This is a genomic window from Actinomadura formosensis (assembly GCF_050948385.1).
Classification (GTDB): Bacteria; Actinomycetota; Actinomycetes; order Streptosporangiales; family Streptosporangiaceae; genus Spirillospora; species Spirillospora formosensis.
In genome coordinates, this window is the sequence record NZ_CP192011.1 from 7,110,804 (window position 1) to 7,123,567 (window position 12,764).

The 12,764-nt window shown below is 70.4% G+C and carries 14 protein-coding genes and 1 pseudogene; 5 read left to right on the top strand and 10 right to left on the bottom strand.

What is annotated here, in order from left to right; all coding sequences use genetic code 11:
* Positions 1–504: 504 nt before the first annotated feature.
* A complete protein-coding gene (locus ACQP1N_RS33380; RefSeq protein ID WP_067795367.1) occupies positions 505–945 on the bottom strand; it encodes an ATP-binding protein in 441 nt (146 codons plus the stop codon).
* Positions 946–961: 16 nt separating this feature from the next.
* A complete protein-coding gene (locus ACQP1N_RS33385) occupies positions 962–1,315 on the bottom strand; it encodes an STAS domain-containing protein (RefSeq protein ID WP_067795371.1) in 354 nt (117 codons plus the stop codon).
* A 248-nt stretch (positions 1,316–1,563) separates the two neighbouring features.
* Here ACQP1N_RS33385 and ACQP1N_RS33390 point away from each other — a divergent pair, with 248 nt between their 5' ends.
* Positions 1,564–3,870, top strand: a complete 2,307-nt coding sequence (locus tag ACQP1N_RS33390; protein WP_433228244.1) for a DEAD/DEAH box helicase — start codon at positions 1,564–1,566, stop codon at positions 3,868–3,870.
* A 13-nt stretch (positions 3,871–3,883) separates the two neighbouring features.
* On the opposite strand, the gene ACQP1N_RS33395 is transcribed toward ACQP1N_RS33390, so the two are convergent.
* From ACQP1N_RS33395 to ACQP1N_RS33420, 6 genes and pseudogenes are all read right to left on the bottom strand, one after another.
* Positions 3,884–4,255 carry a hypothetical protein gene (locus ACQP1N_RS33395; protein WP_067795377.1) on the bottom strand — a complete coding sequence of 124 codons (372 nt, stop codon included), beginning with the start codon at positions 4,253–4,255 and terminating at the stop codon, positions 3,884–3,886.
* 173 nt (positions 4,256–4,428) lie between these two features.
* Positions 4,429–5,709 (bottom strand): hypothetical protein, encoded by a 1,281-nt coding sequence (locus ACQP1N_RS33400; RefSeq protein WP_433228246.1) that lies wholly within the window; start codon positions 5,707–5,709, stop codon positions 4,429–4,431.
* Between the two features lie 266 nt (positions 5,710–5,975).
* Entirely contained in the window at positions 5,976–6,302 is a 327-nt protein-coding gene (locus ACQP1N_RS33405) for an Rv3654c family TadE-like protein (protein ID WP_242608592.1), read from the bottom strand.
* Between the two features lie 247 nt (positions 6,303–6,549).
* On the bottom strand, positions 6,550–6,921 hold the full coding sequence (locus ACQP1N_RS33410; protein WP_433228248.1) for a TadE family type IV pilus minor pilin: 372 nt from the start codon (positions 6,919–6,921) through the stop codon (positions 6,550–6,552).
* A gap of 11 nt (positions 6,922–6,932) precedes the next feature.
* Positions 6,933–7,127 (bottom strand): DUF4244 domain-containing protein, encoded by a 195-nt coding sequence (locus tag ACQP1N_RS33415; protein ID WP_433228250.1) that lies wholly within the window; start codon positions 7,125–7,127, stop codon positions 6,933–6,935.
* A gap of 87 nt (positions 7,128–7,214) precedes the next feature.
* Positions 7,215–7,334: pseudogene (locus tag ACQP1N_RS33420) on the bottom strand (type II secretion system F family protein); the annotation flags it as partial.
* 283 nt (positions 7,335–7,617) lie between these two features.
* Here ACQP1N_RS33420 and ACQP1N_RS33425 point away from each other — a divergent pair.
* Positions 7,618–9,141 carry a hypothetical protein gene (locus ACQP1N_RS33425; protein ID WP_433228251.1) on the top strand — a complete coding sequence of 508 codons (1,524 nt, stop codon included), beginning with the start codon at positions 7,618–7,620 and terminating at the stop codon, positions 9,139–9,141.
* Positions 9,142–9,165: 24 nt separating this feature from the next.
* Here ACQP1N_RS33425 and ACQP1N_RS33430 read toward each other — a convergent pair whose 3' ends face one another.
* A complete protein-coding gene (locus tag ACQP1N_RS33430; RefSeq protein ID WP_433228253.1) occupies positions 9,166–9,678 on the bottom strand; it encodes an NUDIX hydrolase in 513 nt (170 codons plus the stop codon).
* A gap of 155 nt (positions 9,679–9,833) precedes the next feature.
* On the opposite strand from ACQP1N_RS33430, the gene amcB reads away from it, so the two are divergent.
* The 3 genes from amcB to ACQP1N_RS33445 all read left to right on the top strand — a co-directional run bounded on the left by amcB (position 9,834) and on the right by ACQP1N_RS33445 (position 11,911).
* Positions 9,834–11,030 (top strand): cyclophane-forming radical SAM peptide maturase AmcB, encoded by a 1,197-nt coding sequence (gene amcB, locus ACQP1N_RS33435; RefSeq protein WP_433228254.1) that lies wholly within the window; start codon positions 9,834–9,836, stop codon positions 11,028–11,030.
* Positions 11,031–11,035: 5 nt separating this feature from the next.
* Positions 11,036–11,176, top strand: a complete 141-nt coding sequence (locus tag ACQP1N_RS33440; RefSeq protein ID WP_433228256.1) for a hypothetical protein — start codon at positions 11,036–11,038, stop codon at positions 11,174–11,176.
* 72 nt (positions 11,177–11,248) lie between these two features.
* Entirely contained in the window at positions 11,249–11,911 is a 663-nt protein-coding gene (locus tag ACQP1N_RS33445) for a pentapeptide repeat-containing protein (RefSeq protein WP_433228257.1), read from the top strand.
* Positions 11,912–11,996: 85 nt separating this feature from the next.
* Here the strand turns inward: ACQP1N_RS33445 and ACQP1N_RS33450 are convergent, their stop codons facing one another.
* Positions 11,997–12,542 carry a type II secretion system F family protein gene (locus tag ACQP1N_RS33450; protein WP_433228259.1) on the bottom strand — a complete coding sequence of 182 codons (546 nt, stop codon included), beginning with the start codon at positions 12,540–12,542 and terminating at the stop codon, positions 11,997–11,999.
* Between the last annotated feature and the right edge of the window lie 222 nt (positions 12,543–12,764).

The window sequence follows — 12,764 nt, forward strand, 5'->3', positions numbered from 1 at the left end:
GCAGCGCGGGTGCCGGGAGTCTACGCACGTGCAAGTCGAATGTTAAGGCCGGACGGCCCTTGATGAGCATGTCGCCGAAATGCGATGGACGATATGCCGGAAATTTGACATATAAGCCCGCCCAGCGGACATCGTCGCAGCTCAACGCAGGTGAGCCAACGCTTACTCCGCCGCCACCCCAACGAGGCGCGCGGCTATGGCCGGAGCACCACAACCACCGGCATCCGTATTAAAGCTAGGCATTAACACAGAATCTGTCCAGACCCAAATCGGTTCGAACTAAGATCAACTCAAAGAGAGTCTCACAACACCGGCAACACCGGCCCCACCGCCCCCACCAATCCCCTCCCCCGACCGCGCGCACGCGGCCCCTTGGAGCTCGTGTGGCGGTCGCGGGGTGTGGGCGCGCGGGGGGTGTGGGTGGGCGGGAGTGGGGTGGGCGGGAATGACTAAGGCCCCGCCGGGGGTGGCGGGGCCTTTGGTCGTGTCGGGGCGGGCGGGCGGCTAGATCGTCGCCTCGGCCTCGGCGGGCCAGCTCATCCGTATCTGGACCCCCTTGGGCGTGGCAGCGATGTCCACATCGTCGGCGAGCCCGGCGATGACCGCCAGCCCCAGCTCCGCCGTACCCTCGCCCAGGCCGTACTCGAGCTCGTCCGCGTCCAGGGCCGTCGGGAGGTCACCCGGAGTGCCGTCGCCGGGCACGGTGTCGCTGACGGTCACCTCGAAGCGGCGGTCGGCGCCACTGAGCTCAAGGCGGACGGGCTCGTCCGGGCAGTGCCGGCGATGCGCCTCCACGGCACGCGAGCACGCCTCACCGACCGCGAGCCGGACCTCGTCCAGCAGCGGCTCGGCGACGCCGCTGCGGCGGGCAACGGCGGTCACGATCAGGCGTGCGGTCCGGACGTGGACGGGCAGCGCACTGAAGGACAGTTCAACGGTCGCCATCTCAGCTACAGGCCGCCTACTTGGCGCCCTTGCGCTTCTCCTCGGCCTCGGCGATCGAGGTGTGGATGCCGAAGACCTTGGTCAGCCCCGTGATCCGGAAGATCTTGAGGATGCGCTCCTGGGTGCACACCAGTTCCAGCGAGCCGTCGTGCGCGCGCACCCGCTTCAACCCGCCGACGAGGACGCCGAGGCCGGTGGAGTCGAGGAACTCCACCTTCTCCATGTCCACGAGCAGGTGGAACTTGCCCTTGTTGACCAGGTCGATGAGCTTCTCGCGAAGCTTCGGCGCCGTGTAGACGTCGATCTCGCCCTCCACGTTGATGACGGTGAGGCCATCGTCGGTGGTGTAGTCGTTCACCTTCAGGTCCACAGATCCTCCACGCGCCGTGCAGCACTATCCGATCCCGATGTCCGGGCCACCGGACGGTGACCGACCATCGAGACTTCGCCGTGATTCAACCACGCTCCGGCGTCGTGTACGCAGGTAATCGCCCACTCGGGCGAAAGTTCGCGCCATCCCGTCTGACCTGCTGATCTACCGGCCAGGGCAGGGGGTACGGGCCCTCCGGCGCCGGGGCGTTCCCGTAGTTTTGCCCAGGCTGGCAAACTGAAAACCTGATGGGCGCCCAAAGATCTTCAACTCCGCTGGACCGGCTCCTCGCCGAACCCGCACGGCGCGATCGCATCACCCATGTGGAGAGCGTTCCCGCACGTCAGGGCCGCCGGGCCGGGTGGCCGTCCTGGGCACCGCCGGTACTGGTCGAGCGGCTCACCGCGGCGGGCATCGAGGCCCCCTGGGAGCATCAGGCCGTCGCCGCCGACCACGCCCATGCCGGACGTTCTGTGATCATCGCCACAGGGACCGCGTCCGGTAAATCGCTGGCCTACCTGCTGCCTTGCATCGAGGCGATCTATGCGGGTGAGGAGAACCCGCGCCAGGAGGGGACGATCCTCTACCTGTCGCCGACCAAGGCGCTCGCCGCCGACCAGCTCCGCGCGCTCCGCTCCCTGCGCCTCACCCGGGTGCGGGCGGCGACCTACGACGGCGACACGCCGTGGGACGAGCGGACGTGGGTCCGGCAGCACGCGAACTATGTGCTGACCAATCCGGACATGCTGCATCGGTCGATGCTGCCCGGACATGCCCGCTGGTCCTCCTTCCTGCGCCGCCTCCGGTACGTGGTCATCGACGAGGCCCACGGATACCGGGGCGTCTTCGGGTCCCACGTCGCGCAGGTTCTGCGCCGCCTGCGCCGGCTGTGCGGGCGGTACCACTCCTCGCCGGTGTTCATCCTCGCATCGGCGACCACGTCCGAGCCCGCGTCCACCGCGTCCCGCCTCACCGGGCTGGACGTGGTCGCGGTCGACGACGACGCCTCGCCGCGCGGGCCCGCCACGTTCGCGCTGTGGGAGCCGCCGTTGACGGAGCTGCGCGGCGAGCGAGGCGCCCCTGTTCGCCGTGCCGCCACGGCCGAGGCAGGTGACCTTCTGGCCGACCTCGTTACGGAGGGCGTCCAGACACTCGCATTCGTCCGTTCCAGGCGCGGGGCAGAGTCGGTGGCGCTCAGCGCCAAGCGCGCGCTGCACGAGGTCGCCCCGCCCTTGGCCGACCAGGTCGCCGCCTACCGCGCCGGTTATCTGCCCGAGGAACGGCGTGCTCTGGAGGAGGCCCTGCGCTCCCGCTCGATCGTCGGGCTCGCCAGCACCAACGCGCTGGAACTCGGCGTGGACGTCTCCGGGCTCGACGCCGTCCTCGTCTGCGGCTGGCCCGGCACCCGCGCGTCCCTCTGGCAGCAGGCCGGACGCGCCGGACGATCCGGACAGGCCGCGCTCTCCGTCCTCGTGGCCCGGGACGATCCGCTCGACACGTTCCTCGTCCACCATCCCGAGGCGATCTTCGGGACACCGGTCGAGGCGACCGTCCTCGACCCCGACAACCCGTACGTCCTGGAACCGCACCTGTGCTGCGCCGCGTCCGAAATGCCGCTCACCGAGGACGATCTGCCGCTGTTCGGCCCGGAGACCGCCGGCCTGCTGCCCGACCTCGTCCGCCGCGGCATGCTCCGCCGCCGCCCCGCCGGCTGGTACTGGACGCGCCGCGACAAGGCCATCGACCTGGCCGATATCCGCGGAGCGGGCGGCGAACCCGTCCAGGTGGTGGAAACGCCGACCGGGCGCCTGCTCGGCACGGTGGACGAACCGTCCGCGCACACCACCGTCCACGAGGGTGCCGTCTACATCCACCAGGGCGAGTCCTACATCGTCCAGACACTCGACCTGGACGATTCGGTCGCGCTCGTAGAAGCGGCCGACCCCGACTACTCGACGACCGCCCGCGATGTGACCGACATCAGCATCGTCGAACGGCTCCGCTCGATCTCCTGGGGTGAGGCCACGCTCTGCTTCGGAACCGTCGACGTGACCCGGCAGGTGGTCGCGTACCAGATGCGCCGCCTGCACACCGGTGAGATGCTCGGCGAGAAGCCCCTGGACCTGCCGCCCCGCACGCTCCGCACCCGCGCCGTCTGGTGGACGCTCTCCGAAGGCCAGATCGCCGCCCTGGACGACCTGGACCTGGCCGGCGCCGCCCACGCCGCCGAACACGCCTCGATCGGCCTGCTCCCGCTGTTCGCCACATGCGACCGCTGGGACATCGGGGGCGTGTCCACGGCCGTCCACCCTGACACCGGGCTCCTCACCGTCTTCGTGTACGACGGCCATGAGGGCGGCGCGGGATTCGCCGAACGCGGCTACGCGGACGCCTCCTCCTGGCTCCGCGCGACACGCGACGCCATCGCGTCCTGCGAGTGCGACTCGGGCTGCCCGTCCTGCATCCAGTCCCCCAAGTGCGGCAACGGCAACGACCCCCTGGACAAGGCGGGCGCCTTGAAACTCCTGGCCGTCCTCCTGGACCGGGCCCCCTGAGACCGCCCGTCCGTCAGTTCGGGGCGACGCGCTGGGCCGGCACCGGGGGCTGGTCGTCCATGCCGCGCCGCGCCTGGGCGAGCGCCTGCTGCAGCCTCCGCCGCTCCATCTCCAGCGTCTGCAGGGACTCCTCGTGCTCGTCCCGCAGGTCCCGCAGCTCACGCCGCACGTTCATCGCCCGCCTGAAGCCGAGCGCCGCGACCATCACCCCGGACATGAACACGACCGCGACCACGGCCCCGGCCATGAAGACGTGCCACTGCTGCGTGATCCCCGGAATCTGCTCACCGAACATGGACATCTGGACGTCGCCGGTGTTGTCCAGCACCACGGCGACACCGGCCACGGCGGCGGCGAGCGCCACGATCAGGCCCAGGAAGATCATGCGGGGGTCTCCTCTCCATCAGGCCCTGCGGGGGACAGGACCGAGGTCTCGGACGACAGGGACGCATTCCCGGACGATCCGGGCGTTCCGACTGGCAAGGCAGCCTAGACCCTGCCCAAACCCCCTCGCCACCGTCCCGCCCAAGCCGACACGGCGAGGTCACCCCCGCGGGGTTACTTGCGGCGATGGCCGCGCTTGCGCCCTTCGGCCGAAGCGGACTTGGCCGAGGGAGGCTTGGCCAGCCGGACGTTCACGCCGCCGGAGCCCTTGCCGAGGGTCGCGGGACGGCGGCCCGCCTTCGGCTTGGTGGAGGCGTTGCGCGGCGGCACACCGGGCCTTGCCGGCTTGGCGCGCTTGCCGGAGATGACGGCGGACATGACCGGCGCCGTCTTGGCGCGGGCCTCGGCACGCGCGATCTGTTCGCGCGCCTTGCTCACCCGCTTGCGGCCGGTACCACTGCGCGCCGCGCGGGCCGCCATGCCGGTGTTGCTCGTGCCCGCCTGGGCGACGCGCAGCCGGCGCGTCCAGGTGCCGAGGTGCGCGGCGACGATCAGGAGGACCAGCGCGATGCCCACGCTCTTGCCCCACTGGAGCCTGTCGGTCGCCGCGACGTCCTGCGCCTTCGGCGAGTCGGTGGCGATCTGTGGCGCCGGGTAGGTGAAGCCGGGCGTCGCACCGTCCGGCTGGACGGACGGGAGCGTCACCGGCGACTCGTTGTTGAACGGCGTCAGCGGCGTCCCCGCCCTGGGCACGCTGGAGTTCGAGGGGAGGGACGGAACCGTGCCGCCGGGCAGCGCCCCGGACCCGCCGCCCACCGTGGCGGTCGCCGAGGAGGCGCCGGAGTACAGCGACCCGCCCGTCCCGGTGGAACGCCTCGCCCGGACGCCCACGGAGACCGTGCCGCCCGACCGGGTCAGCGCCAGGGTGGTGGCGCAACTCGTCCCCTGGCACAGGGAACCCAGGGAGCCGGACTTGGACTGCACCCCGGACCCCGAGAGCGCGTAGCCGATGAGGTCGTCCTCCATGCCGCGGTTCCATTTCACGACGAGCCTGCGGCCGGACACGTCCGCGGACACGCCGGTGGGGGCGGCAGGGGCGATCCGCACGGTGACGGTGTTGGAGTCGTAGACGCCGCCGGTCTGCTTGCCCTTCAGGTAGACCTTGTAGCGGCCGTTCTGAGTGATCGGGAAGGTCCCGGACATGTCCCCGGAGAAGCCCTTCTCCGCGAGGAAGATGTCACCGATCCCCGGGCCGGCCACCCGCAACTGCATCGTGATCGCGAAGTCGAAGTGGGCCTTGGCGGTCAGCTGGGATCCGCTCGTGATGACCGCGCCGTCCGCCGGGGTGATGACGCTCGTCGTCGCGGCCCGCGCGGGCATGGCGCCGAGTACCGGGAAGCTCATCGCAAGGGGCGCCGCGAGCACGACCGCACCGATCCTGCGAATGATGGTCACCTAATCCTCCGAAGGATGTCCTGGCCTTCAGGCCAGGGAGGAATTCGGACTCCGCCAGGAGCGGCCCGGCGCAGTGTCCTGCTCGTCCCGTCCCGCCAGGGGCCTCGCGGGGCTGCACACCGCGTCCGGTGATAACCGTGGGCTTACGGCAGCGTAACGCACCCTCGGGTGGCAGAAGTCACAGGACGATGACAAAGCGCAACGTGTCGGCATCCTCCGCGACCCCTTCCACTCTATTGACACTCAGTGCAACGAGCCGTGCCGCGTCAGGTTACGCCGTCTCGTCCCACAGGACCAGCCCTGGCCCGGGAAACAACCCGCAGGCCCGCGCCCCCCATCGGCACCTTCAGGGGGACGATCACCGAGACATCGACGACGTCTCCGCTCACCCGGCAGCGCGACAACCGGGCACCCGACTCGGCCGCGACGCCCCTCGCCCGCTCGCACGCGGCCCCCTCGCCCTCGGCCACCCGCGCCGCGCCCGCCAAGGCCGCCATGTCGGCCGCCGCGTCACCCCGGTGCCTCGCCCCCCGCACCCCGCCGACCACGATCGCCGCCACACCGACCACCCACACGACGGCCGCGAACGCCACCACCCAAACCGTCCCCGACCCCCGATCCCCCCTGACCGCCCCCCACACCTTCACCAGCCCCTCCATTCACTCAAAACCAGCCTCACCTGCACTGTCGTCCTGATGTGGCGCATCACCCCCGCACGGACGCCGATCGGATTCAGCCGTACCGGGTGGACGCCGGGCTCCGCATACCGCACATCACCTCTTTGCGGACGGCCGAGCCACCCATGGGTGAGCCAATGAGCGACGAGCAGCTCGCGACACATCACCTCCTTGTGGACGGCTTGTCGGGTTCGGCGGCGCCGGGAGGAACGCCGGGTTCCGTTGCGGCTGCTACGTGGGCGTGGACGGTCAGGGGTGGGAGGCCGGACGCCGCGGGCGGTTCGACCGGGGCGGAGACGTCCACATGGACGGTGGCCTCATCTCGGCGGACCCGCACGGTCGCCCCCTTCGGGACGGCCCTCACCACGAGATCGCGTACAGCAGTGAGGGACTCGCCCCGGGCGGCGGCACGCGCCCCGGTTCGGGCCGCGTCCGTACAGGTGAGCTGGACGGACACGGCCACCAGTGCCCACAGCGCGACCGCGGTGATCAGTACCAGGGCGGGGAGTGCCACGGCGATCTCCGCCGTGGCCATCCCGCGATCGCTCAGCCCGCGAGCCTGAGTGCCTTCTCGATGATCTGTAAGAGCAGCGACTTCACCTGCGAACTGGTCACGATCTTGAACAGCAGGCCGGCGAAGGCCGCCGCCGCGATGGTGCCGACCGCGTACTCGGCGGTGGACATCCCCCGATCCCTGCACACCCCGGACCATCGCCGCACCACCATCTTCATCGCCCGCATGGGGCTCCTTCCGCTCGTGGTTCCCCTCAAGGCTGCCGAGCCGGAAAGCACCCCGGCGCCCGAACACACTTCTGTGGAAAACCCGGTTCACCGGGGCAGGAGGATGGTCGAGGCGATCCCGGCGATGGCTGGGACGACGCCGAGGAGAACGAAGGCGGGCAGGAAGCACAGGCCGAGCGGGGCCAGTGCCCGGATGCCCGCCGCGCGGGGCCCTACCCCATGCGGTTCGCCCCCATCCAGACGCCGCTCCGGCCCCGGTAGTCAGGCGGGCATGCGGTACATCAGTTCGTACAGGTGGGATCCCTTGACCAGCACCAAACCTCTATGGGCCGATCATCGTACGAGAAGGCCACCCGGACCTGCTCTGAATACTGGGGCACCGGCAAGGTCTGAGCACTGGGCGAATCTGGGCAGTGACCCACTGTGCCGGGGCTGGTTATGCTCACGATGACCGTGTGTCATCAGCTGGACGCCGTGAGGGTGGTCGACGTTGAAGCTGGCCGGGCTTGCCTCCTATGACAAGCGGGTCGCCTGCGCGGCCCGGACTTTGCTGGGCTGTCAGGGTTTCGACGGCGGGTGGGGGCTGACGCTGTCGTCGGTGTCGTCGATCGTGAACACCAGCGAGGTGCTGGCGATCTTGCGGGCCGCCGGGGTCGGCGGCTCACCGGTCCGGGATGCGCTGGCCTACCTGTCCGGGGTGGTCGAACAGCACTGCCGTCCCCGGCAGAAGGGCGGTCGCGGGGAGAACACCCGGTTCGTCTGTTTCGGGCTGACCGGGTTGCTGCACTACCCGGAGTTCTTCACCCAGCCGCGGGTCGCCGAGACCGCGGCCTGGTGCGTGGACTGGCTGGAGCGGCAGCAGATCGATCAGGGATGGCCCGAGGTCGCCGGGATCGACGACACCTCGCTGCACCAGACCGCGCTGGCGGTGCTGGCGCTGTCGCGGCTGCGCGACACGTTGACCGCGCTGGGTCCCGGACTGGCGCTGCCCGGCGGGGCCGACACCGGCACTCTGGCCGCCCGGGTTGAGCCGCTGATCAGGCACGGGCTGACCGGAGTGCTCTATCACCGCCGCTCCAGTGGCGCCTGGGGATGGCGGACCTATGTTGACACCGCGCCGAGCCCGAGCAAGACCGCGCTGTGTCTGATGGCCGTGGCCGCCGCGGCCGGGCGGCAACCCCTGGGCGGCACCCCCAGCCGCGAGGAACCGCAGGAGGTCGGCGGGGTCCACGGCAGGCCGGAGCTGCTACGCCCCTCCCAGATCATCGCCGACGCCGGGCAGTGGCTGCTGCGCAACCATCACCGCTGGGAGACCTTCGTCGAGGACGACAAGGACGTTCAGGGCACCGCCTGGGAGCACATGGCCTACGCGCTCGGCGTGCAGAGCGTGCTCCGCGCCGGCGGCAACCCGCACGATCAGCGGCTGGGGCGGGCCTGGCGGTTGATGAACGACCTGTGGGACCGGGAGGCCGGGCTCTGGAACGAGCCGGGCGCGTCCGGGCGACGGGCCACCATCCGGGCCGCCTACTACACCGTCACCGCCTACGAGGAGGCCCGCCTGCGGATCGGGCAGCTCGGCATGGCCGATGCAGACGGCATCGGGGCCGGCCACCGGTCCGGCCGGTTAGAGGGCGCCGCGCCCGAGCTGCGGGAGGTCTCGCTGATGGCCCGGGGGCGGCAGATCGTGGTGAGCACCGCCGATTCCTCAGCGGCCTGCATGGTGTCGCAGCGGCTGTTCGACCTGGCGGTGCTGCTGCATCACGCGCCCGGCGGCCTGGCCGTCGCGCAGATCGCCTCGGCGTTGCACGTCGCACCGTCCTCGGTGCCCAAGTACGTCCAGCGGCTCAACACCGCGATCGCCGAGGGGTTCGGCGGGGCCCCGGTCAAGCTCGTCGTCCCCCGCCAGCTCACCGGTGGCGACGGTCAGGTAAGCGGTTACGCCCTTGCCGCAAGAGCCGACGCCGCCGGGGCCGACGAGCTTGCGAAGAGCCGCACGCCGGACCAGACCACGTGACGGCCGCCCCTGGCCGGCACCTGATCAGGCGCGTTCGGTTTCGATCGGGTAGTTGCACAGCGCGAACCGGGCCAGCGACCGGACCTGCTCGAAGGTCGGCAGGTCGTCCAAGTCGCCGAGGGTGAACCACTTGGCGTCGTGGACCTCTTCGAGCTGGGCCTGCAGCTCCTGGTCGTCAGTGATCCGCCGGACATAGAAGAACTGGACGATCGCCGGAACACGGAAGCCCTCGCGCTCCAGATCCGCATAGAACGGCACCGGCTCCGGGGTGGCGTTGTCGTCAGGGGGATGGATCACCGGCTGGGAGGACAATGCCTCGACCAGCAGCCCGGTCTCCTCCTTGAACTCCCGGACCGCCGTCTCGGCGAACGTCTCGCCCGGCTCGATATGCCCGCCGGGCGGAACCCACTTGCCGAACCGGTTGTGGTGCACCAGCAGGACCCGCCCCTGCTCGACCAGATAGCCCGAGCAGATCAGGACGAAGCCGGTGTCCTTGGTCACCTCGTCGTCTTGGATGAGGATCGAACGTCGCACCACGCCCGCCACGATAGCCCACCGATCATGAGAAGCCAGGCGGATCAAGCCGCGCCGGCAAGCCCGATGACATGTCATCGGGGCAGCGGTGACAGGCCATCTGTCATGACATCGAGATGTCAGCGGGATCTGGCCGACCGGCGGGCGATGGTGACGGCATGGACGCCAGCGCCCCCCACACCAGCACCACCCCGGCCGGCCGCCCCAGCAGCCCCGGGCAGGCCGACTTCGATGAGCGGATCGGCCGCAGTTTCCGGACCGTCGTGCTCCAGCCGACCAGCCTTTGCAACCTCGACTGCGGCTACTGCTACCTGCCCGCTCGAAAGAAGCGCTACGAGCTGCTGCCGGCAGTGGCTCAGTCCGTCGCGGCCTCGATCGCCGAGCAGGCCGCCCGGCACGGCCACGAGCCGGGCGGCGGGCCGGTCGACGTGGTCTGGCACGGCGGCGAGCCCACCGCCCTGCCCATCGCCAGGTTCACCGAACGGCTCCAGGCCTTCGAGGAACTGCGGCGAGCCGGGCGGGTACGGCACGCGATCCAGACGAACGCGACCCTGATCGACCAAGCGTGGTGCGAACTGTTCCGCGACTACCGGTTCGAGGTCGGGGTCAGCATCGACGGCCCGGCGGCCGCGAACCTCGACCGGGTCGACTGGTCCGGCAAGCCCGCCTTCGAACGGATCATGCGCGGCATCAGGCTGCTGCGTGAGCACCAGATCGACTTCAGCGTGATCTGCGTGGTCTCCCCGCAGACCATCACCAACCCCGACCGCCTCATGACCTTCTTCGGCGACCTCGGCTGCAGGCGGGTCGGGTTCAACATCGAGGAACTCGAAGGCGCCAACACCCGCGCCCCCGTTGACGCCGCGGCCGCCGAGGCGTTCTGGAGGGGCGTCCTCGCCCACCGCCGCCACCATCCGGGCACCCGCCTGCGTGTCCGGGAGATCGACCAGCTCGCCATCTACCTGGCCCAAGCCCGCGACGGGCGGAAGGAGGAATGGGCCAAGGCCAAACACGACCCGATCCCCACGATCGCCTGGAACGGGGACACCGTGCTGATGTCCCCGGAACTGCTCGGCACCGACGCGCCCGAACACCACGACTTCATCGTCGGCAACGTACTCGGCCAGTCGCTGCCCACCATGCTGCGCCGCGCGCACCAGGTCGGCTACATCCAAGAACTGCTTCACGGCCTCACCAACTGCCAGGCCGGATGCGCGTTCTTCGACTTCTGCCGCGGCGCACACGCCGGCAACCGGTACTTCGAACACGGCACCTTCGCCGCGACCGAGACCGCCCACTGCCGCAACACCCGACAAGCCCTCGTCAAAGCCTTCGCAACCACCATCAAGGAGTGAACACGATGCCCGTGCTCGAAATGCTGGAGACCACCACCGACACTACGGTGGAGGAGTTCCTCGCCGAGGTGACCGCCACCGCCCCGGACCTGGCGCCGGACTGCTTCGACAACCGCCCCACCTGGGACAACTGGAGCAAGCGGTAACCGATGACCGCCCATGGCGCGCCCCGGCCCTCCACCGGGGCGCGCCCCCACCACCTCCAGGAGGCAGCACGCATGGACATCCGGCGGATCCGCGAGGCGAAGATCCTGCTGCCCTCCGACCAGCCTGATCGGCTCACCTCCACCGGCCAGCCGCCCACCCGCGGTGACCTGGCCGACCTCCGTGTCCAGGACGCCGACTGGTCCCGCCTCCAGGTCACCGAGCACGACATCTCCGGCTGCCACCTGGCGAACGTGATCCTGGCCGATGCACACCTCGAAGACGCCCGGGTGACCAACACCATCTTCGACAACTGCGACTTCGCCTCGGCCCGCTGGACCAACCTCAAAATCGACCGATGCCTGTTCCGCGGCAGCCGCCTCACCGGCCTGCAGGCCAGCGACATCACCTTGACCGACGTCGTCTTCGAGCACTGCCGCTTCGACTACGCAACTCTCGCCGGCCTGCACGCCACCGGAGCGGTCGCGTTCACCGGCTGCGCGCTCCGCGAAACCGCCGTCCACGACTCCCGCCTCGACAACGCGGTCTTCGCCGACTGCCCGATGCCCGGCGCCCAGCTCACCCGCACCCGGATGCGCGGAGCCGACCTGCGCGGCAGCAGCATCGCCACCCTCACCGGGGCCACCTGCCTGGCCGGAACGACCATCGACGACACCCAAGTCCACCAGCTCACCGAGGCACTGCTCAACGACCTCCAAATCCAAGTCCAGAACTGAACCCCAGGTGGACACGGCTCCGGCGCAGTCGTGATCCTGACCTGGTTGTCCGGCACGGCGACGATCGATTTCCGTGGAGCCGGGTTCACCGGGGCAGGAGGATGGTCGAGGCGATCCCGGCGATGGCTGGGACGACGCCGAGGAGGACGAAGGCGGGCAGGAAGCACAGGCCGAGCGGGGCCAGTGCCCGGACGCCCGCCGCGCGGGCCTTAGCTGCGGCCTCCGTCCGGGCGACGCGGCGCTGGTCACGCGCGAGGCGGCTGAGGGACGGTGCCAGCGCCGCACCCGTGGACGTGGCCCGGACGGCCGTCCGGGCGAGGGGCGCGAGCATCGGCTCCCTCGTGAGCGCGAGCCACGCCTCCGCAGGGTCGGCACCAAGCCTGATCTGGACGGAAACAGATCGCAGTTCATCCCCGAGCGGCCCTCCCACCGCGTCCGCTACCGCGGCCACGGCATCGTGCCAGGGCGCGCCGCCACGCAGACACGCGGCGAGGAGATCCACCGCGACGGGCAGGTCCGCGATGAGGCGTGCCCTCCGGCGCCGGCGTTCCGCGTTCCCGACGCGACCGAACGAGAACCAGACGGCCACCGCGACGAGCGCGCCGATCACTCCGCCGGTCAGGCCACCCACCGTTCCCAGGCCCAGGAGCCCCGCCGCCCCAGCAGCCGCACACCGAAGACGAAGGTCGCGCCGCCGGGCAGCTTCTGAGCGGCTTCCCTCCTTCCCGTCATCCGTCCGCCTCTTCACCTGGCCGTCCGCTCGGCCGAGCACATGGCTCTTCGTCCGTCCGTGGGAAGACGGGTCGACGCGGGTGCGGTCCCAGAGCCGTGGAGCCTGTGTTCTGGTGGCCGC